The following is a 23,098-nucleotide window of genomic DNA, read 5'->3' as shown; positions in this document are numbered from 1 at the left end:
TAGCAGAATTATAATAAAACTGCTACCCTGTTATTTAAAAATTCTAGAATATTCGTTAAAATTCCTTATTTTGACAGTTTTCAGACACACCCTAATTCTTTGTACATTAAATTTACTTTTTCCTCTATAGCGATTTTATGTTCCTAAATCTGTTATACCATTAAATTATAACAGTAATATCTGACCAAATCCGTATTCTGCCATTTTTCCTATCCCATTAAATCTTGAAAATTGAAAAATAGAATGTATTAAATTTTTATACTCATTTTCCTGAATAAAAATATCAATTTCTCCTAAATAAGAATTTTTCAATACGTTTTCAATTATTATTTTTTTCGTATAATATTTTTCCTGCTTTACTAAAAATATTTCATTTTTTTCATTTTTCAAATAATTAAAATTCTCACTACTGTATTTTTCAAAATTACTTAAAATTTCAAAAAATATTTCATCAAACCCGAATACAAATTTATTTTCAATTTTTTTTTCTGAAAGTATCGGAGTCAATATTTTTATTTTAAGATTATCTTTTAAATCTTCTGTTTCCTGTTCCATAATATTTTTAAAATTATAATGTCCTGTCCATGTTTTGTCACTTGAAACTATTCCTTTAATTATAAATTCATTTTCACCAATAATAATTGTTTCCTTATTCAAAGCTTTTCTAAACAATTTCTGAATTAAAGAAGGAAAATATTCCGGAGCTTTTATTGTCATCATTATTTTATAACTTTTTTCTTTTTCAAGCATAAATTCATTTTCAAAAAAATATCCGAAAAAAGAAGAAACTCTGAAAACTCCGTGTATATCAGGAAAAATATCATTTAAAGCCTGATATATCTTTTTACCGTATACTTCTTCTTTTATATAGATATCCTGTATTGGAGATAAAGATATTAAAAAGCTATTCATCTTTAACCTCTTCCACTTTTATTAATGCCCAACCCATAGGACAACCATTGCTGTCTTTAGTCTCTCCTAACTTTATTAACGGATTATTCGTTAAAAAATTTATTGTTTTATCATTGTATTTTGTATACTTTCCTAATCTTATTAAATAAATATTTTCGAATTTTTCTATTTTTTCCTGTATTTTCTGTAATTTTAAATAAAATTTTTTTAAATCATCATCTTTAATTTCTTCTATTATTTTTGAAATAAACTGAACATACTTTCTTCTTAAAGAACGAAACAAATTATTTTTATTTATATTTTTTTCAATTTTGTTTTTTGCTTTATCTTCCGGTTTAAATAAATAATTGGATAAAACCATACTAAATAAAACAGTTTTATCATTTATTATTTCAATGAATTTATCATCTTTAACTAATTCATATTCTCTATTGAATAAAATACTCATTTTACCGTTTAAGATTTCCAATGCAATATTTATAGTATCATTACTACTTTCATTCTGTTTTAAGTTTGCTTTTTCTATTACAACTTTAAAATTTTCTAAATCAATTGTATTCGAATCTGTAATTTTTAACATTCTAAATGGGTCTTTTTTAGGTTCTAATCCTAATTTCCCGTCTTTTTTTCGGGCTTTTAGAATTTCAGCTTCAAATAATTTTTTCGATTTTTTTAAATTGAGATTTAAAATTTTTTTCTTTATTTCTTTTTCCTTTTCTGTAAATTTATTTTTTATTTCTTCTATTTTCAATTTTCTATTTTTGAAATCTTTTTCATTCTGTATTTCTTCTAGTTTAGTTTCTTTTTCCTTTTTTAATTTTTCTATTTCTTTTAAATATTCATTTTCTTTGAATAATAACAAAAGTACCCTAAAAATATTCTCATATTTTTTTAATTCCTTATCATTTTCAGTTACCCTTTTTATAAAATTTTCTGTAATTTCTGTAAATTCTTCATATTCAATATTTTTAATCGTACTATTGTATTCTTCATAAATTTTTTCTAATCTCTGATTTTTATATAATTTCAATATTTCTTCATAAATATAAGCTGTCCTTAATGCACCTTTTATACTGCTTCCCGGAATATATTTTCCACTTTGTTCTTCGATAAATTTTGCTATTTTTAACTGATTTCCTTCATTCTGTTTAACTTTTCCTGTTACTTTCTCGCAATAGAGCTTTTTAAAATCTTCCGATACTTTTTCTTTATATATATATCCCCATTTTTCATCATAATTTTTATAAATCCAGCTTCTTATATGAACAAAATTTTCTTTTTTTATTGTATTAATAAAATTTTTTTGTTCTTCTGAGGACATTTTATCATAAATGCTGTACATATCAAACTTATATAAATATCCGTTTTTTACTGTATATTCATATGCTTCTATATCTTCTCCACTTCCGATATATATATCAGTTAGAGGATACAGTGTAATATTATATCTTGCTGCTACATTTCTCATTGATTTTTCACCCCCAGTACAAATGGAATCAGACACTGTATATTTTTTTTATCATCCTTTTTTAAATTATCTAAAACTCTTCCTTTTATATTCTCAGAATTTCCTTCAAAATAAGAACCTTCCTTGTAACATATAAAATAATCTTTAAAAGGATTTTCCGTCATATAAGCTTTAGGCTTTTTTGTAAAAATATTTGAATTTAAAACTTTTACTTTATCTTCAATATTCGGTATATAATTGGACAAAACAACAAATTCATTTGAATTTTTACTTGCTTCAAAATCTTTTTCTTCTTTAAATTCAATTATTTTAAACTGACCTTTTCCTATGCTTGATTTTCCTCCATATCCATTAAGTTCAATGTATTCTAAAGCTTTTTCAAAATAGTCCATATTAAACTCTTCATTAATTTTTACATAAATAGTAATTTTGGTTTCTTTTCCATACTCTATTTCTGTTTGTTCAAACAGTCTCGTATCATTTTCTACTTCATCCAATTTACCTAATCTGTTTATACTGTTTCTCAGTCTTGAAGTTTTTACAAAAAGTCTATTAACTGAATCTTCTTCTTTATTTTCTTTAAACATCTCTTTTAAAAATTTTCTATATTGTCCCTCTGAAATTTTTTTATCAGTTTTTTCCAATGTAGAAAGTTTTCTCTTTCCTTCTAAAACATCAAAATACATTTGTTCCAGTTTTACTCCGTTTAAAAGTTCTCCGAATACTTTTTTATCTACCGTACTTTTCTTCCTAATTACTTTATAAAATTCTATTTTTTCAACATCATAACCATTTAATATTTCATTATCAATTTTCCTATAAAATTCTTCACTTAATTTTCCAAAAATTGGAAACTGATTATTTATAATAGCATTTGAAAATATAAATGGAGGATTATAATTTTTAGTGTCTGCAACAGCTTTTTCAGCAACTTCATTTCCGAATAGTATTTTCAATGACCAAATCATGCTTCCAAACAAAGTATCAGACTGTAAGGGAGTAACAAAGGAACTTTTCGGCTCTATCGTTATTTTCCATATTTTATATGTCATCTCTCTCTCACTTTCCAAGCTTTATATTGTTTAATGATATTTTTTCATCTGTTCCTTCATATAGATTTGTAACTTTTAACTCTTTTATTTCTATCTGTCCGCTTCCCCTTGAAACAGAGCCGCCTATTCCTTCAATTTCTAAAAGTTTCAATCCTTTAAGAATCAACTCTTTCACTTTTTCTTTATCATCAATATTTAAAACTTTATAAACTATTTCAAAATCAAACTCAAGATTTCTTGGAACTCTTTCCAAAGATCTCGGTACTGCAGATGAGTTAAGTCGATTTATACTATTTTCTGTTTTTAATTCAGTATCAGTCCCTGTTCTTTCTTTTATTTCTTTTAATTTTCCTTGTGCTTCATTGGATAGAAAGCTGTCCTTAACTGTTATTCTTGTAGGCCCATTTTTCCCATTTCCTCCTGCTGTTCCTCCAAATACGTTTAAAAGTATATTAATATTTTCTCCTTCTTTTAATGAAGAAAATACCGAACCGTCAGAATTAATATTTCCTGTATACCATTCTAACAGATATCTTATTTTTCCTTTTAAACTGCTTCCCGGAATATAAGGATCGCCTGTTGAAATATCCCTTATAATAGGATTATCATTTCCTCCTATTTCTATTACCGCTTCATTTCCTCCTATATGAAGCCCTGATAATAACTTTATTTTTCCGTTTAATTTATATATTGATTCTAATTTATATTCTGACATATTTCCTCCTAATTTTTTTGTTTATTTTTGGGATTATTTGATAATCCGTATATATATCCAATTACAGTTTCAAAAAAAACCATAAAATCTTTGAAACTTTGTATATCTTCTTCTTTTATTATTATTTCTATATTTTCCTGAATAAAATAAGAAAAGTCTTTAAAGTTTTTTTCATCTTTTTTCTCTCTGGTCCCTTCCTTATATTTTAATTTCGACTTCAGTATATATAACTCTATATGTAATTTATCAATTTTAAGATTTTCATCATTTTCTGAATTTTTAGTTTCACATTTTAGTTCTATCCTTTTTAATTCATTGAAAAATATTCTTAATTGGCTTGTAGATATTTTCAAATTTTCAGCAATTTCTTTTGCATATTCTGAAACCAATTCTTTTCTTAGTATATCTTTTTCTTTATCTCTGTAACCCCCTTTTTTTATTTTTTGTATTATATTTTCTATTTCTTTCCTAATTTTATCAGAATTATTTGAATGTTGTTGTTTATTTTTATTTTGTTGAAAATTTTTCTGATTATTAGAGTTCTCAATGTTTAAAGTTCTAAAATCTATTTTCCCTTTTCCTTTTAAATCCATTATTCCACCTCTCTATTATTATTTTTCCGATTAGCATTTAATACGTAATTAAGCACTATACCCATATAATTATTAATAAATGCTTTTTCTGTTATTTCTTCATTAAAATGTTCTTTGTATACTTTCATCAATTCTTTTATTTCTTCTTTTTTTAATTTTTCCAATTTTTCTCTTATATTTCTTCCGTAATCATATTCAAATTTTGAAATATATGTCAGTAATCTGAAATCCGGATTACCTTTTTCTGACTGTTCCCAAAATTTTTCTGCCATTTTAACATATCTATAATTTCTATATAGAAATCCCTGACTTAATATTTTTTTATTCTGGACATCACTTTCCTGAGCATTATTTTCTTCTTTTACTGCAATATTAAACAATTGTTCTGCAAAACCGAATATCTCCTCAAATTTTTCCCATTTAAAAGCTTTATTGAAGATTGCCAATGAATCTTTATCTTCATTACTTTCTTTGGCTTTTTCTTCAAGTTCATTTGCAATATCAACTCCACGGGATATCTGTATTTTAGGATGAACTATCGCTATTCCTCCTGAAATAGTTATATTATCGTTTTCTGTAGTATACTCTTCAAATTTTTTTCTTATGTAATAAGCTGTAAATATAATTTTATCCCAAGATCCGATTAATATCAAATCGTCTCCGCCTGAATACAGAACATAAATGTCTTTAAAATCTAATAGATATTCAGTCCCGTTAATTTTAATTTCTTCATTTTGTTTAGATAACTCCTGATTTAGCCAATACGAGAAAAAATATTCCATATTTCTGCTTAATGTAGCTATTCTGGAAAGTGAATTGTAATCAGTTTTTCCTTTTTTTTCAGAATTCACTTTTTTATTATATTCTTTGTCTAACTCAGTATTCCCTTTCAGTCCTATACTGAAAATCATACCCAAATTATCCACATCAGCTTTATAAACAGCTATTTTTTGATTCCCTTTTGCTGATTTGGATATATCATCAAAACTTTTTATTACTTTATTTTCCATTGGAGTATAATTATTTGTAAATCTGAAAATCATAGGATATCCCTTTATTATTTCAGTGTTATTCAATGAAAGCAACATATCAATTTTCTCTTTTTCTTTGTATTCTTTAATTTCTATTCTATTAAAGAATTTAATATTTAGATTTTCTATTATCTCAAAAGTTTCTTTTCTTTCTTCACTGAGTTTTTCTGAGTCAAAGATAACACCGATATACTCAGATTTAGGTATTTTTTCTCCCATTTTTTTCAATTCTTCATTTAACCTGTCTATTGCAGTACTTTTTCTTCCGTCACTCTCATAATAATCAACATTAAATACCGGATTTTCCATTATCTGTTCTGAAAATTTTGTACTTTTATTTTCATCTAATAAAATATTTGAATATTCTATTATTTTATTAAAATTTTTAGATATTTCATTTCCGTTTGACTCAACTGTCACTATATTTACGAATAACTGTCCGAAAAATCTTCTATAGAGATAATCATTTAATTTTTTCTTTATTTTTTTTATTTTCTCATTTGTTTCTTGAGTATTAGGGGCTATTACATAAAATTTGCCTCCCGCTGTCAACACTATATTTGAAATGTTAAGCTCCAGTTCTTTAATTAAATATAATGAAATTACGTCACTTAATATTTTAACAAAAAATGATCTTCCTCTTAAAAGTTTTGCAGCTCCGTCTATTTCCATTTCATCGTAAATAAAGTCCTGTATTCCGTTTATATCTCCTATTATTACTAAAAATTGATTTTCTTCTTCAGAACATTCTTCTTTATCGAGTAATCCTTTCTCTTTATAATATTTATATGATGCAAGAGCTAATGCGGAAGTATTTCTTAAATGATCAAATAAAGAAATATCTGACGATTTATTCTGAGTATCTAAAGCTATGCACCATGTATATTTTTCAAGTAATGTATAAATTTGTGAATAAAAAGCGGAGTAGTTCTCTACTTTAATTTCCTCCATTTCCTTAAAAAAGTTTTCTATATGCTTATGTAAATCTTCTTCAAAGTTCATATTTCCTTCATTTTTTACTTCTTCAGGAAATATGTTTTCAGGAGATATTATTCCTAATTTATACATGTATTTCATTTCTGATGCTGTTTTTCTTTTATTATCCCTTATTGAAATTGATTCAAAGATAGAATTTAACTGTTTACTTCTTAAATCAGTTTCTTTCATCTGTTCTTTTTTTCTTTCATTTGCAGAATATTCACTTGCTTTTAAAATTATACCTTTTATTTGTTTTAAATTTTTATTTTTAAAACCAATGTCTTCATAATAGTCCGAAACAATTATTTTTAACTTTTCAAGAAAATCTGAAGGCTCTATCTTTTTTTCTAAAAAAGAAATAATTTTTTCAGATGAAGCAGAATTTTTATTATTTTGTTCTATACCTACGTGAGTAAAATTCCAGTTCATATCTACAGATTTGTACAAGTCATGAAGTAATCCTGCTAAACTGACAACTTGTTCCATATTTTCAAACTTATACACTTTTCTTAATCCTCCTTTATATAGTTTATTTATATTAATTCAGAAATAATATGTAAGTTTTTTTAACCTCCTATAATTTTTTCTTTTCCTCATTTTTTTAACAAAATATTTTACTATATTTATTTTTATTATTTCCAAATTATTTATATTAAATTATTATTATTTTTTAGATGATATGATATTTTTTATTTTATTCTATGTAATTTTATCTTATAAAGTAATTATTTATTTAACTTAAAAGATAGAAGTTCTATACAAACTAAAGTTAAAAAAATTTTAACTCTGTTCTGTTATAAACCATATTGTAAGAAATGTAGTTATTGAATTTCATTTGAATCTTTTAACTTTGTCTTATAAAACACAAAAATGTGCTAAATCATAAATTTTACATATTTCTGTTTTTTATATAATCTTCGACGAAAGTAATATCTTTGAAATTTTTTAAATATGTGCTATTTTTAATTTATAAAACAGTTCCTAATTTATATATTTTTTGAAAACTTTGAAAAATATACAACTGATTTTATATTTAGTATGTTTTCACTTTACTCAAACTTCAAAAAAAGAGCCCTTTTCAAGGCTCTTTTTCTGTTATTTTCATTTTAGTATAATTTATCTGATACCTTGACTTTTTATAATCAATTTAATATTTTTATATTACAATTATAATCCCAATAGTATTATACTCTACTTTCATTCAAAGTCAATATCAGATTTAAGATTTTTTAAAAAACATTCATTATTTTAATATTTTAATTTATTTTATATAAATACATTTAATCATATTTTCTTTTATTTTAATGACTTAAAAATCTTTTTTGTTTCGATTTTAAATCTAAAATTCCAAAATTAATTGACCTAAATATTTTTACTTTATTAATCCGCTTTTTTTCAAATATTCTTTTGCAACATCTTCAGCTCTTTTATTATTTACTCCTACTTCATAATTCATTTTCCTCATTTCGGCATCGGTTATTCTATCTTTAAGTTTTCCTAAAACTTCTTCAAGTTGAGGGTATTTTTTCAAAGTTTTTTCTTTGAGCAGCGGTGCTCCCTGATATGGCGGAAATAAATTTCTGTCATCTTCCAATACAGATAAATCATATTTTTCAAGTTCGCTGTCTGTAGAATATGCATCTATTAAGTTAATATCTCCACTTTGAACTGCAATATATCTTAATTTCGGCTCAAGTTCCTTTATATCAGGTAATTCAAATCCGTATAATTTTTTCATCCCCTTATATCCGTCTTCTCTGTCGTTAAATTCTCTTGTAAATCCTGCCTTTATCTTATCTTTTACCTTTTCAAGATCCGAAATTTTCATTAAATTATTCTCTTCTGCAAATTTTCTCGGTACTGCAAGAGCATAAGTATTATTAAATTTCATTGAACTTAAAAACACCATACCGTATTTTTTCATCAGACCTTCTTTTGCCTGATTATAAACAGCTTTTGCACCGTTACTTACAGGTTGTTCTTCAAGAAAAGTAAATACCGCTGTTCCTGTAAATTCAGGATATATATCTATTTCTCCGGCTTTCAAAGCATTAAATACAAAACTCGTTTTACCGAAACCTGACTTCAGTTCCACATCTATATTCATATTTTCCTGTATAAGTATTTTGTATATATTTATAAGTATTTCAGGTTCAGTTCCAAGTTTTCCAGCTATTACAAGTTTGTCTTTTCTCATTATCTTATCTTTTCCCGCATCTATTCCGAAAAACAGTCCTATAATTACAAAAAAGCAAATCAATATTTTTTTCCAATTCTGTTTTTCCATCTTTTTTAAAATATAGTCAAACAGAACTGCCAAAAATGCAGCAGGAATCGCTCCCAAAAGTATCAGACTGTTATTATTTCTATCAAGACCAAGTAAAATAAGGTTTCCTAATCCTCCCGCACCTATCAATGATGCTAATGTGGCAGTGCCGATAATAAGTACCGTCGCTGTACGTATCCCCGCCATTATTACCGGCATTGCAAGTGGCAGCTGTACTTTGAAAAGTTGCTGAAACTTATTCATTCCCATTGCTTTTGAAGCAAGAAGGTATACAGGGTCCACTCCGCCTATTCCCGTATAAGTATTTCTCAGTATGGGGAGTAAAGCGTAAATTACAAGAGCTATAATTGCAGGCGTAGTTCCTATCCCTACAAAAGGAATTAATAATCCCAGTAATGCAAGAGAAGGGACAGTCTGCAAAACCGCCGTTATCCCTATTACTATTTCCGCAACTTTTTTATGATAACTTAAATATATTCCCAACGGTACAGCTATTATAAGTGCAATAACAAGAGACAAAAATGAAATCTGAATATGTTCTCCTAGAGCTTTAAAAAGTTCTTCCCTTCTTTCAAAAAAAGTCATTAATATTTTATTCATTGAAACTCCCCTCCTTATTTTCATAGTAAGGATAAATATTTTTTCTCTTTATAACAAATTCTTCTCCGTCATCTTTAATAACACGAACATATTCACTTTCCTTTTTAGAGTCGTGACTTGTCCTTGAGCTTATAAATTCTCTCACAAAATTATTTACGGGTCTATACAGAAGATCTTCTTTAGTACCATACTGGATTATTTCACCATCTTTTATAATACATATTTTATCCCCCAATAGAAGTGCTTCCTCTATATCATGAGTTACAAAAACTACAGTTTTACTTATTTTTTCCTGTAACTTTTTTATATCAGTCTGTAATCCGACCCTTGTAACAGGATCCAATGCACTGAAAGGTTCGTCCATAAGTATGAATTTAGGATTAGCTGCCAATGCTCTTGCAATTCCTATCCTCTGTGCCTCTCCTCCTGAAAGCTCTTCAGGCATTCTTTTTCTATATTTTTCAGGTTGAAGCCCTACCATATTAAGTAACTCGTCTATTTTTTTATTTATCCTTTCTTTAGACCAGCCTTTCAATTCCGGTACTATTGAAATATTTTTTTCCACATTCATATGAGGAAACAGTGCTACCTGCTGAAGAACATACCCCATATCCCATCGTAACTCATGAATATTATATTCCATAATATTTTTCCCAAATATTTTTATTTCTCCTGATGTTGAGTCTTCCAGTCTGTTTATCATTTTAAGGGCTGTCGTTTTTCCGCTTCCGCTAGGCCCTATGAAAACGACAAATTTTCCTTCTTCTATGGAAAGATTCATATTCTTTATAGCTTTATTACCATTAGGATAAACTTTTTCTATATTTAAAAATTCTATCATTTCAATATCTCTTTTCCTTAAATTTATTTTTTACAATTATTTACATTTTCAAGATTTTTCAAAATTCTCATAAGATATATTTCAAACTGTTCCACTTCATTATCTGAAAAGTCTTTATAAAATATCTCTGTTATCTCCTCTGAAATTAAACTATACTCTTTTTTCAGAGAGTAGGCGTATTCTGTCAGATTTATCAAAGTTTTACGCCTGTCCCTTTCATCGGACTTTTTATAAATGAGACCTGTTTGTTCCATTCTTTCAAGCATAACAGTCAAAGTATTAATTGCTAATCCTGTTTGTACCGACAATTCTTTTATACTTATATTTTCTTTTGCCCACAAAATATGTAAAATTCTGCCCTGTTCGGCATTAAATGCTCTTACATTTTTACAGGAAAGAAAATTATTAAGTAGTCTTCCGTGTACTTGTTTAATTCTACTTATTAGAAAACCTCCGTTATATTTCATCCGGATATTCTCTCCTTTCCTATTTTTAGTAATTTTAATATCTTCTCTTTATTTTACAGGTATCCATCCCTGACGTCTGAGAATGTAGTTCCACATAGGATCAGGAATAGACAGTTCTTCTTTTCTGTTTAAATCAAGGAAATATTTCAGTTCACTTTCATGTCCGTTTTTTATTTTCTGTACCCATTCAGGTTCTACAATTATTTCTCTGCCCAAAGCTACAAGAGGAATCCCCATTGAAAGCATATCCAATGCATCTTCAGGAGTTTTTACCCCTCCTACTCCTATTACAGCAATACGATTTTTAACTATATTGTTTATTCTCAAAAGTACCGGTTTACTGTCTTCGGAATTGCGTATTGAACCTTGACGATAGTTTTGTAGAGAAACATGTAAATAATCCAATTCTGTATTTGCAAGATTGTCAATAAGTTCAAATGTATCCTTTAAGGTAATTCCCGGATTTTCATTTTCTTCAGGAGAAAAACGATATCCCGTAATAAATGGCTTATCCGCATATTTTTTTACAGTCTTCAAAACTTTGTCCGTCACAGCTAACGGAAATTCCATACGCTTTTCCAAAGTTCCGCCCCATTTATCCTGACGTCTGTTTGAATGCGGTGAAAAAAATTGCTGAAGTAGATAAGTATTTGCTCCATGAATTTCAATTCCGTCAAAGCCTGCCTGAATAGCACGTTTTGTGGCTTTTCCAAAGGCTTTAACAGCATTTTCAACTTCTATCTCTGTCATTTCCCTCGGTATAACATCCGGCAAATATTCTGCCGGTATATTGCTTGCACTTACAGGTTGTTTATTTCCGATTGTATCTTGGCGTACCATTCTTCCTCCATGAAAAATTTGCAATATAGCTTTACTTCCTTTTGATTTTATTGTATTTGCTATTTTTTCAAGACTTAAAATGTAGGCATCATCATCAGCTGCAATTCCTCCGGGAAAACATTTTCCTATACGTTCAACATAAGCACAAGCGGTTATAAATCCTCCCACACCTCCTGAGCGTCTACTGTAATAATTCAGTTCATCTATGGTTGTCATTCCGTTTTCAAATCCTGATGTAGTTGTCATCGGAGCAATTAAAATTCTGTTTTCAAGAGTTGCTCCTGATTTGAACTTATAAGTTTCAAATAATTTTTCATAATTTTTATTCATTTGATACTCCTTCCTATTTTGATAAACTTATTTTTATAATTTTCTACAATATAATTCTATATAGAATATTACTATATAGAATTAATTTTGTCAAGGAAATTATGAAAATTTATATTACATTAAAATATTAGATTTAATATCTATTAAATCTAATAAAAATTCTCTAATATACAATCTATTTTTTATAAAACTGATAAAAATATAAATTCTAATTTAAAAACTGTCTCCAACTTATAAAATAATTTTATTTTCGTTATTAATTTTTTAATATAACGGTAAACTGATGATTAAAAATTTTTTTGTATCTGTTTATGATTTCACCACAAAAAATAGGGGTAATAACAATCCCCTATTTTTCAACTATTTTTCGTTAATTTTATAAATTTTATACAAAACAATCTTATAAAAACACTTAAGCAGAAACTTTTATTTATTTTTAAATACTTTCCCACTTCGTTTATACACGGTTTCATTTACTCCCAATCTGAGATTTATTAAGCATGCAGTTACAAAGAAATAATCTGAAAGTCTGTTTATATATATCAGTCCCGTTTCATTCACAGCCTCATCGGCTTCTATTACCGCTACCATTCTCACTCCAGTCTTCTTACGGCAGTCCTCAGCATATGAAATTCGGCTGAAATTTTACTTTCTCCGGATATAATAAAATATTCCAGTTTAGGTAATAAAGGAATATGTTTATCCATACATTCTTCCAACCATCGGGTATCTTCTTCGGTCTGCTTATAAGGGCTTAACTCACAGGGAATGGCCGGATCGCTTCCACAGTCAAAAAGCTGCTGCTGTATATGTTCACATTCTTCCTTAATGTCTTTTAATTCAAGATAATTCCGCATTTTGGCAATAACCAAGCCTAGCATGGAAGAAACTTCGTCCATAGTTCCGTATGCTTCCACACGTACATGTGTCTAACTGACACGATCCTCCATACAGTCTTGTAAATCCTTTGTCTCGTCTCCATATTTAGTATAGACTTTCATATGTAAATTCCCCTTGTTTTCAGGTTTTATAATATTTTTCCGAATATCGTTTATATGATTCAGTTATTTATTATAACATATTTACTTATTTTCTTCTTCGATTATTTTTCCTTCTATTTTTTCAATAAATTCAGAAACTTCAAAACCTCCGCGTGCAGCTATCATATCAAGGGTCGCTACTTTGGACATTATCATATACTGGACAGGATTCAGAAGTCTTTTATAAACAGGAGACAGTGTGGGCATAAACTCTTTTATATATGGATATCTGTCTATTATGTCACTTATTACAGTTTTTTCCGTAAATCCATATTTTCCTTTATTAACAGACTTTTCTTCGGATTTATCGTTTTCTCTTTTTATTCTTTCTTCTATTTTCCCTATCAGCTCGGAAACTTTAAAGCCCCCACGCTCAGCTATCATATCGAGAGTTGCTACTTTGGACATTATCATATACTGGACAGGATCAAGAAGTTTTGTATATTCAGGTGCCAATGTAGGCATGAATTCCTTTATATATGGATATCTGTCTATTATGTCACCTATTACAGAATTTTCATCAAAGCCAAACTTACTGATATTTTCTATTTTTACAGACTGTATGCCGCTATCTTCTTCCTTTGTTTTCTTTACAGGATTTTCCCACGTAAGAAGTTTTCGATTTCCTGTCAGACTTCTTATTTTTGTAACATCCTGCATCATTTCAAGAACACCTTTAAATTCTCCCTTTTCATTTCTTACTGCTACATAAGTAATATATATGAATTTCCCGTTTATTTCCAACCAGAAATCAGTTTCATCCTGTTCCCCATTTTTGAATGCTTCTATTATTTCCTGTACAGTAGATACACTCTCCCTCGGATGGCAGTTTTTTACATCTCGTCCTATAACTCCTGCACTTCTTGGAAACACTCTATGTTTTGTATCAGTATAAAATTTTACTATTTCATTTTCATCTACAAAGGATAGATCCACAGGCATATGACGGAAAATCAAATTTATCTGTTCCAATGTCAATTTACCCTGTCTCACATCAAAAACTTCATTCGCATTTTTTGAATTATCGGTTTCTCCCACATTATATTTAGAAAGAAGATTTACCAAATCATTCATAAACTTGGATTTATTTTCTTCCATGTTCAGATTTTCAATTTTGATTTCTTTACTTTCAGGATAAAATCCTTTGGGCTTATCAATTAAACAATATCCGATCTCATCGTCACCTATCCTCATTTCCTTAAACTCATCTTCAGTAATCAGCTTTAATGATGTCGGGTAAAGAACTTCCTCTTCTTTATTCATTATATCAAGTGTGAGTTCCCATACAAGTTTCTGTTGCTCCATAAACTCTTCCACTCTGTCTTCATTTAAAAGCCTTCTCGCTTCACTTATGCTATCTCTTACTGCATTATCAAAGCTCCACATTATTCTTGACGGTCTATCAAATCCTTTTTTTTCAAGCATTGAAAATAGCTGGTGTTGTTTTCTTGAAAGATGTTTATTGAATTCGTAAAGCTTTTCATAAAATTCAAGCCATTTATTTTTTATAAATTTATTATCGGCTTCATCTTTCATTTCAGCAATTAGTTCTTTTATGACAAAATTTTCCATAAGATAAGTATTTATCGGATGACCTTCAGGTAAGTCCGGAGTTTCCCTTACCATTACTTCTTCAAATAAACCTAGAACATCATTCATTTTATCATGCACGGTATTATCATCAAATCCAAGATCTTTTATCTTCTGTTCAGAATAAGCAAACTCTTCAGGAGTAATTTTTGTAAAATTCTGTTTTATAAGTCTTTTTGTTGTTTCATAATCAGTTTTTCCTTCAATATAATTTTTTTTTATTTCAGTCATTTTTTTGATCATTTCAAAATCAATATTCAAATGTTCTTTCATATCCCTTGCCATTTAAAATGCACCGCCTTTATTATTTTTTTATAATCAACAATATCATTTAACAATAAAATTATTTGATTATAAAAGTTTTATTTTAATCTAATTATACCATATTTTTCAATTGAAAAATGTAACTTATGATACACTTTTTATAAGTCATAAAAATAAAAGACAAAAATTCAACAAAAGGTCATACGGATTTCTCCAATGACCTTTGTTATTTTTACAAAATTTAATAATAACATTTACTTTTTGAATTCTATTTTTCCTCTGCATACAGTACATTCCAAATCATAATTTTCATCCAAAACTACAATGTCTACATCTTTTCCTATTTCTATACTTCCTTTTCTGTCATATATTCCTATATATTTTGAAGCATTGTAGGAAGACATTTTGACTATTTCTTCAAGGGAATACTTTTTTCTTTTCAAAATATTTTTTACTGAACCTAAAAATCCCAATTCCAAGTCTTTTATACTTTCATAATCGGTTCTGCTTCTTACTTCTTCCCAGCCGTCATCATACATTATTCTTATATTTTCTCTTTCGGGTATGAATTTGACCTTTCTTATATAATGGTAAAATTCCTTTTCACCTCTTGAAAGCCCTACTGCATCTGTCGTAAGCAACATTTTATCAGCACCTTTTAATTTATACATAATATCAAAAGCTTCGGGCTTTACTGTCAATCCTGTCTACTTTGAAAATTCCGTATACAGTTCATCAAAATACATAGCTGCTCCGACCACTCCAAACTCCCTATGATGAAATCCCCTCATTGCCGAATATGTATGGGTAACACCGTTAATCCCCGCCTCTACCGCTTTATTCATATCATCAAAAGTAGCTGAAGTATGTCCTGCCTGCAAGGCAATATTTTTTCTCCTACAATATCTTATCATTTCTTCAGCACCTTTTAATTCAGGTGCAAGGGTAATAAGTCTTATATTTTCTTCTCCTATAATATCTGAAAATTCCTTTAAAATATTAATATCCGGCTCTATGCAACATTCCTCTTTCTGCATTCCTTTGTACTCTTTTCCTATAAAAGGCCCTTTAAGATGAACTCCTATGAGTTCCGCTCCGATTATTTTCAAATTTTCCCTGTCCAAAACTTCCTTAGCCGCTCTCAGTGTGTTACTTATTTTTTGAATGGAACTGGCTCCCGTTGTTCCTAAAAAGGAAGTCGTTCCTTCTTTTACAAGATCCTTTTTCATATTATAGATTGCTTCTACCGTTCCGTCTTTCCAGAACGAACCGGTTCCCCAGCCGTGTATATGATTGTCTATAAAGCCGGGAATAACATAACAGTCTTTATAATCAAGGATTTCTTCACCGATATTTTCGTTTATGTTTATTTTTTCCTGAATACTCGTAATCTTTTTATCTTTTATCTTAATATACCCTTTTCTTATTCCTTCAGGAGTATAAATATTTTCAGAATATATAAACATTATAAGTTCGTCTCCTTAAATTAATATTTCCTACAGAATACTTTTCTATTTTAAATTCCAGTATTTTTTATTGACTTCCGTTAAATCATTTAGTATCAGCTCTGCTGTTTCGGGATTTATGACAGTTCTGTTTAATGTAAGTGCCTGCAAAGCTTTTTTATAGTTATTTTCAAAACATGCCTCAACTGTAAGTTTTTCATACATATACTGATTGTCTATAAGAGCTTTGTAAAAATCTCCGATTTTATCATAGCCATAAGGAGCTGCTCCGTCTTTTCCAAGCTTCGCTCCCACTTCTACAAGCATATTTCTGTCAAGATTTTTTATTATTCCTTCGTTTTTCATCATAAGTACAAATTCGTTATTTAAATCATAAGCAATGCTTTCAGCTATTTCTACCATCATATTTCCATGAATTTCACCTATTAAAAACGGGAGATTTCCCAATGTTCCCTGTTCTTCAGCTTTTCTGCATATTTCATAAACTTTCTTTTCACGTCCGTTTTTAGCTTCGTCTACTCTTGTATATTCAGGATTTTCTTTTTTTGCAAGTTCATTTCCGAAAAAATAATATTGTAAATATGTATTCGGGATATAATCATCAAAATACTTCATCATTTTATTTACATTCAGATAAGTCTCAAGCCATGATTTATCTCTCTATTCAGCATTATAAGGCTTAAAATTGTGAACTTTTATATCCTCCTTCAATTTAGGCAGTAAGTCCTTTTCCCTGTAATAAAGATTTGTAAACCATCCAAAATGATTAAGTCCGAAGTATCTGGGCTTCAGCTCTTTCTGAGGTACTTCTAAAATTTTGGCAAAAGTTTTCAGCATGGAATAAGGTTGATCACATATACTCATCATTCTTGTGTCATCGGGAAAAACAGTTTGCAAAGCAAGACCCACTATTGCGGCGGGATTGGTATAGTCCAGAATCCATGCCTTTTCAGAATGTTTTCTCACATCTTTTACCATTTCTATCATATCGTTTATGGACCTCATTCCATAAGCAAATCCTCCCGGTCCGCAAGTTTCCTGACCTATAACTCCGTATTTTAAAGGTATCTTTTCATCGTAGCTTCTATATTCGCTTCCTCCCGACCTTATCTGACAAAATACAAAATCAATATCTTTAATATGCTTCAGCTTTATTTACTGTAAATAAAAGTTCTGTTTCAGGAGAGTAAGTTTTCATCATTAGCTCCATATAAACTCGTATTTTCTCTACCCTGTTCATATCAATATCATAAAATCCAAGCTTTTTCAACGGAAATCTATCTTTCAATTTTATGATACTTCCTATCAGTGCGGGTGTTCTTGTACTTCCTGCCCCTACAATAACCACTTTCATAGATTTTCTATCCATTTTTAAACACTTCCTTTTTAATATATTCAATTAAAAGCTAAGTTACTATATTCATTCCTATTCTCAAACTAAGTCGTCATTTTTCGTGTTAATTTTATTGGCATAAAATACAAGTTGTTTACACAATGTTTATGAAGTTCGTTTTCTCCGAATGAAGTAACGGCTATTGTTTCAAGACTTAACAGATTAGCTTTCTTAGCCGTTTTGACTATTATTTTCGTCTCCCCCCTGATTGGGACAGAAAAATTATTACTTCTTCTGAAGTCATATGTTCAATTATCGTATCCAATAAATTTACATCAGAAATGAATATAGTTTTTATTTTACAAATTCTTAATCTTGAAGTTAAATATTCTCCAGCATGTATTGACGAAACTCTTGAGACTACATAAACAATTTTTGATTTCAATATTTTATTTACAACTTCTCTGATTTTCTCTCTGTCTTGTATCATCAATGTCCTGTTTACTTCGTGAGAAATTTCTTCAAAAGGGTCATTGTTCTCATCTGTTTTACACTCTCTTTCTTCCCTTTCAATAATTTTTTCTGAAATTCTCTTTAAGGAGAACCTTAATTCGGAATAACCTTCGTATCCTAATTTTTTTTGCAAGATTTATTATTGTAATTTTTGAAACATATAATTTCTATGACAGCTCCTTAACGGTCGTTTTTTGAATTTCCTCAGTATTTTTAATTATGTATTGCAAAATTTTTATATCAGTTGCATTCAGTTTGTCATAATTTCTGAATACATTATTCATTTTTAATCTCTTATATTAATTCATCTATTTCATTTCTTACAAATTCCACATGTGATCCAAATACTACATGTATGTGATTCTTACTTGGAGAAAATATTCCTAAAGTTCCACTTTTTTTCAACTTTTCTCTATTTATCACATCCATACTTTTCAAATCTATTCTTAATCTTGATATACAGTTATCCACATGTACTATGTTATCTCTTCCCCCCAATGCTTCAATTACTATTTCCGCTATTTCCTTATATTTTTTTTCACTCAAAAGTTTACTGTCACTTATTTCCTCTTCTCTTCCCAGAGTTGCAAGATTTCTTTTTTCTATATACCATTTAAAGATGAAGTAGCTTAAAAACATTGTTATCAAACCGACTATTATGACATTGTAAAATTTGCTATTTTCATACATAACTCCAAATATTATAAAGTCAAATGTGGTTCCTCTTATATATCCTACTGCCGTCCCCATAAAGTATAGAGCTAATGAGCCTGTCGCTCCTATCAGAATATATATTATATATAAAACAGGCGATATAAATAAAAATGAAAATTCCATTGGTTCGGTGATATTTCCTAAAAAAGCCGTCAATACCATTGTTGTCAATATTCCTTTCACAAAAGGCCGGTTTTTTACATAGGCTGTCTTATACATTGCATAAGCTATCCCCGGAAACATAAATAATGTGACTATCATCTGATTCTGTGCCAAAAATCTTGACAATTGAGGCATCATTGCCCATTCAGCACTGTTAGGTCCCAGTTTGAATATGATTTTATTTGCGGCAGGAAGTACTCCGATATATGTTTTTCCTCCAATTTCATATACTCCCCCCCGCCTCGGTAAGTCTGAGGAGAGAACTCCATGTATGATGTAGACTGAACGGAATCATCAGTCTTACCATTATTATATTTATAAAAGAACCTAAAGGATTAAGCAGAACGACTGACATTCCTGCCAGAAGTTTATTGAACAGTCCCCAAACAGGAGTTATTATGAGTGATAATATTGCAGATATGAATATTGATAATATCGGTACTAATTTTTTCCCGGAAAAAAAGCAAAGGCAGTAGGCAACTGAGTTTTATAAAATCTGTCAGTAAGTATGGCTGCGGTAAGTCCGCTCAGGATTCCTCCGAAAACATCCATTCTGACTGCCTGTATCCCTAACACTATTGTCTGACCCGCTCTTTCCATTAAACTCTTATCTTCGACTAAAGTTCCGCTGACTTTCAAGTATACATTTGTTCTTGCAATTAATACAAAATAAGAAATTACCATAGAAAATACAGCTATTCCTTTTTCTTTTCTTGAAACACCGTAAGTCGCTCCCATTGCAAACAGGACAGGGATATTACTGAAAATTATTCCCAGAGAATCTTTTATAGATGATAGAAACAGTTTGATTCCGAGAGTTCCTAATATGGGGATCTTGGAAATCAGGTAAGATTGAGTAAAAACATTGACAATTCCCAGTAACATCCCTACAGGTGCCATGACCGCAATAGGCAGTAACAGTAATCTTCCAAATCTTTGTACTTCTTCAGAAATTTTTCCTTTTTCCATTAAAATCTCCTCCCTATTTATATTAATTACTATTGTATACTACATTATTTCTACTTTTTCAATACTACTTGCCGTTTTTATTTCGTTTATACATTTCAAAGTATTTTAGTCATTTTCACTGACTTTGGTCACTTTTATAATTCTCTCCCCATTTGTACATTTCTCCCAACACGGAGTTTAGACTTTTTCCTATTTCCGTCAATGTATATTCCACTTTCGGAGGTACTTCAGGATATACTTTTCTTGTCAGTAATCCGCTTTTTTCCATTTCCCTTAAATTTGAAGTCAAAACTTTCTGAGAAATATTATTTATATTTTTTTTCAGTTCATTGAATCTCTTTGTCCCTCCAAGCAACTCTCTTATAATAAGTGCTTTCCATTTATTTGAAATCATCATCAGTGTTATTTCAACAGGGCATAAAGGGAATGCTTTTTTATCCATATATATTCCTTCTTTCTATTTTAAAATTTCTGTATCTTTTATAAATATACTAACTTACAAAAAGATACTTATAGATATTATACTATATTTTTTAACTTTATAAATAATAAATTTTCTAAATAAATTATAAATATAAATACTATAATAAATATTTTTTCTCTATAAATACTATTTTTACTTAAAAGTTTCTTAAATGAAACTATACTACTAAAAAGTGCATACTTTACATTTGAAACTGAACAATATATAATTTATTTATATAAAAAAATAGAGAGGATAAAATTATATGAAAATAGCAGTTATAGGTGCTAATGGAAAAGTAGGAAGCCGTATTGTTAAAGAAGCGGTAAATAGAGGACATAAAGTAACGGCAATAGTTCGTAACGAAAATAAAAGTGTGGCAGGAGATGCTATTCTTAAAGATTTATTTCACCTTACAGAAAAGGATTTAGAAAATTTTGATATAGTAATTACGGCATTTTCAGCATGGACTCTTGAAATGCTGGTTCAGCACACTACATCTCTACAACATTTAAGTAATCTTCTGTCAGGAAAAAATACACGTTTACTGGTAGTAGGTGGAGCAGGAAGTCTATACATGGACAAGGAACATAAACTCCAATTATTGAATACTCCTGATTTCCCTGAAGAGTACAAGCCTGTAGCAAATGCCATGGCAGAGGGACTGGCAGAACTAAGAAAAAGAAATAACGTTCAGTGGACATATATAAGCCCTGCAGCTGATTTTAACGAAAATGGTAAAAAAACAGGAAAATATATTATAGCAGGAGAAGAATTTACTGTTAACGACAAAGGCGAAAGCCAGATAAGCTATAATGATTATGCTTCAGCTATGCTTGATGAAATCGAAAAAGGCAATAATATTAAAAAAAGAATATCTGTTCTAAGAAAATAGAAAAAAATTTTGGGACCTTCCGTAACTTTAGCACATTTCAAACTACTTCCTCACTTTGCTTTGTTCAGAGCGGAATACGAATTAAGTGATAAAGAAATTAAAAAAAGTGCATAGGAATATGTAAAGTATACATTAAATTTAAAATAATAGTCCCAATATTTATAAATTAATTTATTTTTCTTGTTTGTAATAAATTCTAAAATTTTTATGGAATTTTAATTATATTTATTATTAACTTCAGATTTATTTCTTTAATAAATAAAAATCTGTCCTTATTTAACAATAACTAAGGACAGATTTGATTTTTAATTCTATTTTACCATTTATTTTAATATATTCAAAAAGCTTTTTCCATTTTCAGGATTTTCCGTTTTAAAATATTCCGCTACTGTTGCTCCTATATCGGACATAGTTTTCCTATGACCGATATTCACATTTTCCAAACCTTTTTTATAAATAAGTATAGGTACATTTTCCCTTGTATGTTGGGAATGACCTATTGTCGGATCATTTCCGTGATCTGCTGTGATTATCAATATATCATTTTCATTTAATTTTTCAATTATTTTTCCTATATATTCGTCACTTATTTTAAGTACTTCGGCATATTTTCGGGGATTTTCAGCATGTCCTGCAAGGTCTGTTTCCTGAATATTGACACATATAAAACCTTTTTTAAGTTTATCTATTTCCGAAAGGGTAATACTAAATATTTCATCAGTATCTACAAGGTTCATAAAATTTTTCCCCTGCTCATTGAATACAATGTCGGCAACTTTTCCTACAAGTATTACAGGTATATTTTCTTTTCCTAGAATTGTTGGAACCTGTGTTTCAGGGTTTATTCCATAACCTAAATGCCGAACCATATATCCTTTTTCATAAACTTTTGATTTTGGAGCATTTATTCCTATATACTTTCCTTTTTTTTCCTCTTTTGCAGCTTTTATGCTTTCCACTGTAGCCTCAGTTCCTCCAAACACTATCACTCTTTCAGTTTCTACAATTTTTCTTACAATTTGACCTATTTTCAGCTCTTCTTCAAAAGAAATATTCTGAAAAGTTGCTGTCACATTATAAACTTGACCTAAATCCGTTTCCAGATTATCCCCAATAGCTACACAGTCATTCACCCATAAGTATTGAAGTTTTTCTCCTATTTTTTCAACTTTATAATCTTCCTTTACAAGGGCTTCATAAACAGTATCTATATAATAACTGAAAGGGGCTGTTAACGGTTTCACAGGATATGTCCCCATTATTTCCTGATGACCTAAAAAAGTATCTCCTCCATAGTGCATAAGTTCAGATTTTCCAAACACAGCTTTGGGATTTATCTTCATTTTTCCATAGTTTTCTCCAAGTGCATTCATCAGACCTAATTTTTCAAGATTTTCAAGTTTCAGCTCAGGTATACTATCTATTATGTGTTTACAAGTATTTGCACCTAAATCTGCCGGTCTTACTTCAGATACATCCTCCATATATCCAATCCCGTAACTGTCCAATACTATTACTATAAATCGTCCCTGTTCCATTTTTCCACCTCTTTACTCTTTATCTGTATACATTGTA

21 protein-coding genes and 2 pseudogenes are annotated in these 23,098 nt (G+C 29.1%); 1 reads left to right on the top strand and 22 read right to left on the bottom strand.

The window, feature by feature from the left end; genetic code table 11:
• Positions 1-165 precede the first annotated feature (165 nt).
• The 21 genes and pseudogenes from EII29_RS04215 to EII29_RS04130 all read right to left on the bottom strand — a co-directional run bounded on the left by EII29_RS04215 (position 166) and on the right by EII29_RS04130 (position 20,607).
• Entirely contained in the window at positions 166-912 is a 747-nt protein-coding gene (locus EII29_RS04215) for a hypothetical protein (protein ID WP_125236295.1), read from the bottom strand.
• Complete coding sequence (locus EII29_RS04210) at positions 905-2,380, bottom strand: RAMP superfamily CRISPR-associated protein (RefSeq protein ID WP_125236294.1); 1,476 nt, start codon at positions 2,378-2,380, stop codon at positions 905-907. Before EII29_RS04210 ends, EII29_RS04215 begins: the two co-directional genes overlap by 8 nt.
• Entirely contained in the window at positions 2,377-3,432 is a 1,056-nt protein-coding gene (locus EII29_RS04205; RefSeq protein ID WP_125236293.1) for a hypothetical protein, read from the bottom strand. The genes EII29_RS04210 and EII29_RS04205 overlap by 4 nt, the downstream gene beginning before the upstream one ends.
• Before the next feature lie 7 nt (positions 3,433-3,439).
• The gene (gene csm3, locus EII29_RS04200; RefSeq protein WP_125236292.1) at positions 3,440-4,147 is read right to left on the bottom strand and encodes a type III-A CRISPR-associated RAMP protein Csm3; all 708 of its coding nucleotides are present in this window, start codon (positions 4,145-4,147) and stop codon (positions 3,440-3,442) included.
• An 8-nt stretch (positions 4,148-4,155) separates the two neighbouring features.
• On the bottom strand, positions 4,156-4,740 hold the full coding sequence (csm2, locus tag EII29_RS04195) for a type III-A CRISPR-associated protein Csm2 (RefSeq protein ID WP_125236291.1): 585 nt from the start codon (positions 4,738-4,740) through the stop codon (positions 4,156-4,158).
• Complete coding sequence (cas10, locus tag EII29_RS04190; protein ID WP_125236290.1) at positions 4,740-7,253, bottom strand: type III-A CRISPR-associated protein Cas10/Csm1; 2,514 nt, start codon at positions 7,251-7,253, stop codon at positions 4,740-4,742. Before cas10 ends, csm2 begins: the two co-directional genes overlap by 1 nt.
• A gap of 868 nt (positions 7,254-8,121) precedes the next feature.
• Complete coding sequence (locus EII29_RS04185) at positions 8,122-9,636, bottom strand: ABC transporter permease/substrate-binding protein (RefSeq protein WP_125236289.1); 1,515 nt, start codon at positions 9,634-9,636, stop codon at positions 8,122-8,124.
• Positions 9,629-10,477: an ABC transporter ATP-binding protein gene (locus EII29_RS04180; RefSeq protein ID WP_125236288.1), complete on the bottom strand. Its 849-nt coding sequence runs from the start codon at positions 10,475-10,477 to the stop codon at positions 9,629-9,631. The genes EII29_RS04185 and EII29_RS04180 overlap by 8 nt, the downstream gene beginning before the upstream one ends.
• A gap of 23 nt (positions 10,478-10,500) precedes the next feature.
• Positions 10,501-10,944, bottom strand: a complete 444-nt coding sequence (locus tag EII29_RS04175) for a MarR family winged helix-turn-helix transcriptional regulator (RefSeq protein WP_125236287.1) — start codon at positions 10,942-10,944, stop codon at positions 10,501-10,503.
• Between the two features lie 48 nt (positions 10,945-10,992).
• Complete coding sequence (locus tag EII29_RS04170) at positions 10,993-12,114, bottom strand: NADH-dependent flavin oxidoreductase (RefSeq protein WP_125236286.1); 1,122 nt, start codon at positions 12,112-12,114, stop codon at positions 10,993-10,995.
• Positions 12,115-12,540: 426 nt separating this feature from the next.
• The gene (locus tag EII29_RS13015; protein WP_255411011.1) at positions 12,541-12,705 is read right to left on the bottom strand and encodes an ATP:cob(I)alamin adenosyltransferase; all 165 of its coding nucleotides are present in this window, start codon (positions 12,703-12,705) and stop codon (positions 12,541-12,543) included.
• 2 nt (positions 12,706-12,707) lie between these two features.
• Positions 12,708-13,031, bottom strand: coding sequence for an ATP:cob(I)alamin adenosyltransferase (locus tag EII29_RS13010; protein WP_255411010.1), 324 nt, complete (start codon positions 13,029-13,031; stop codon positions 12,708-12,710).
• A gap of 165 nt (positions 13,032-13,196) precedes the next feature.
• Positions 13,197-15,029, bottom strand: coding sequence for a PAS domain-containing protein (locus tag EII29_RS04160; RefSeq protein WP_125236285.1), 1,833 nt, complete (start codon positions 15,027-15,029; stop codon positions 13,197-13,199).
• Positions 15,030-15,262: 233 nt separating this feature from the next.
• On the bottom strand, positions 15,263-15,679 hold the full coding sequence (locus EII29_RS04155) for an amidohydrolase family protein (protein WP_148096403.1): 417 nt from the start codon (positions 15,677-15,679) through the stop codon (positions 15,263-15,265).
• 36 nt (positions 15,680-15,715) lie between these two features.
• Positions 15,716-16,474: an N-acetylglucosamine-6-phosphate deacetylase gene (locus tag EII29_RS04150; protein ID WP_125236283.1), complete on the bottom strand. Its 759-nt coding sequence runs from the start codon at positions 16,472-16,474 to the stop codon at positions 15,716-15,718.
• Positions 16,475-16,519: 45 nt separating this feature from the next.
• Positions 16,520-17,584, bottom strand: a pseudogene (locus EII29_RS04145) (6-phospho-alpha-glucosidase).
• Between the two features lie 25 nt (positions 17,585-17,609).
• Positions 17,610-17,843: a hypothetical protein gene (locus tag EII29_RS13005; protein WP_255411009.1), complete on the bottom strand. Its 234-nt coding sequence runs from the start codon at positions 17,841-17,843 to the stop codon at positions 17,610-17,612.
• Positions 17,844-18,054: 211 nt separating this feature from the next.
• Entirely contained in the window at positions 18,055-18,453 is a 399-nt protein-coding gene (locus tag EII29_RS04140; protein ID WP_125236282.1) for a MurR/RpiR family transcriptional regulator, read from the bottom strand.
• Positions 18,454-18,614: 161 nt separating this feature from the next.
• Positions 18,615-19,400, bottom strand: a complete 786-nt coding sequence (locus tag EII29_RS13000) for a glucose PTS transporter subunit EIIB (RefSeq protein WP_255411015.1) — start codon at positions 19,398-19,400, stop codon at positions 18,615-18,617.
• Positions 19,401-19,419: 19 nt separating this feature from the next.
• Positions 19,420-20,081, bottom strand: a pseudogene (locus EII29_RS12785) (PTS transporter subunit EIIC).
• Positions 20,082-20,280: 199 nt separating this feature from the next.
• Positions 20,281-20,607, bottom strand: coding sequence for a helix-turn-helix domain-containing protein (locus EII29_RS04130; protein WP_125236281.1), 327 nt, complete (start codon positions 20,605-20,607; stop codon positions 20,281-20,283).
• 286 nt (positions 20,608-20,893) lie between these two features.
• Here EII29_RS04130 and EII29_RS04125 point away from each other — a divergent pair, with 286 nt between their 5' ends.
• Positions 20,894-21,523, top strand: a complete 630-nt coding sequence (locus EII29_RS04125; RefSeq protein ID WP_125236280.1) for an NAD(P)-dependent oxidoreductase — start codon at positions 20,894-20,896, stop codon at positions 21,521-21,523.
• 323 nt (positions 21,524-21,846) lie between these two features.
• Here the strand turns inward: EII29_RS04125 and EII29_RS04120 are convergent, their stop codons facing one another.
• A complete protein-coding gene (locus tag EII29_RS04120) occupies positions 21,847-23,061 on the bottom strand; it encodes a phosphopentomutase (RefSeq protein ID WP_125236279.1) in 1,215 nt (404 codons plus the stop codon).
• Positions 23,062-23,098: the final 37 nt, after the last annotated feature.

Source organism: Leptotrichia sp. OH3620_COT-345 (genome assembly GCF_003932895.1).
Classification (GTDB): Bacteria; Fusobacteriota; Fusobacteriia; order Fusobacteriales; family Leptotrichiaceae; genus Pseudoleptotrichia.
Note: the sequence above shows the minus strand (reverse complement) of the source record. Positions and strands in the feature narration are given on the sequence as shown.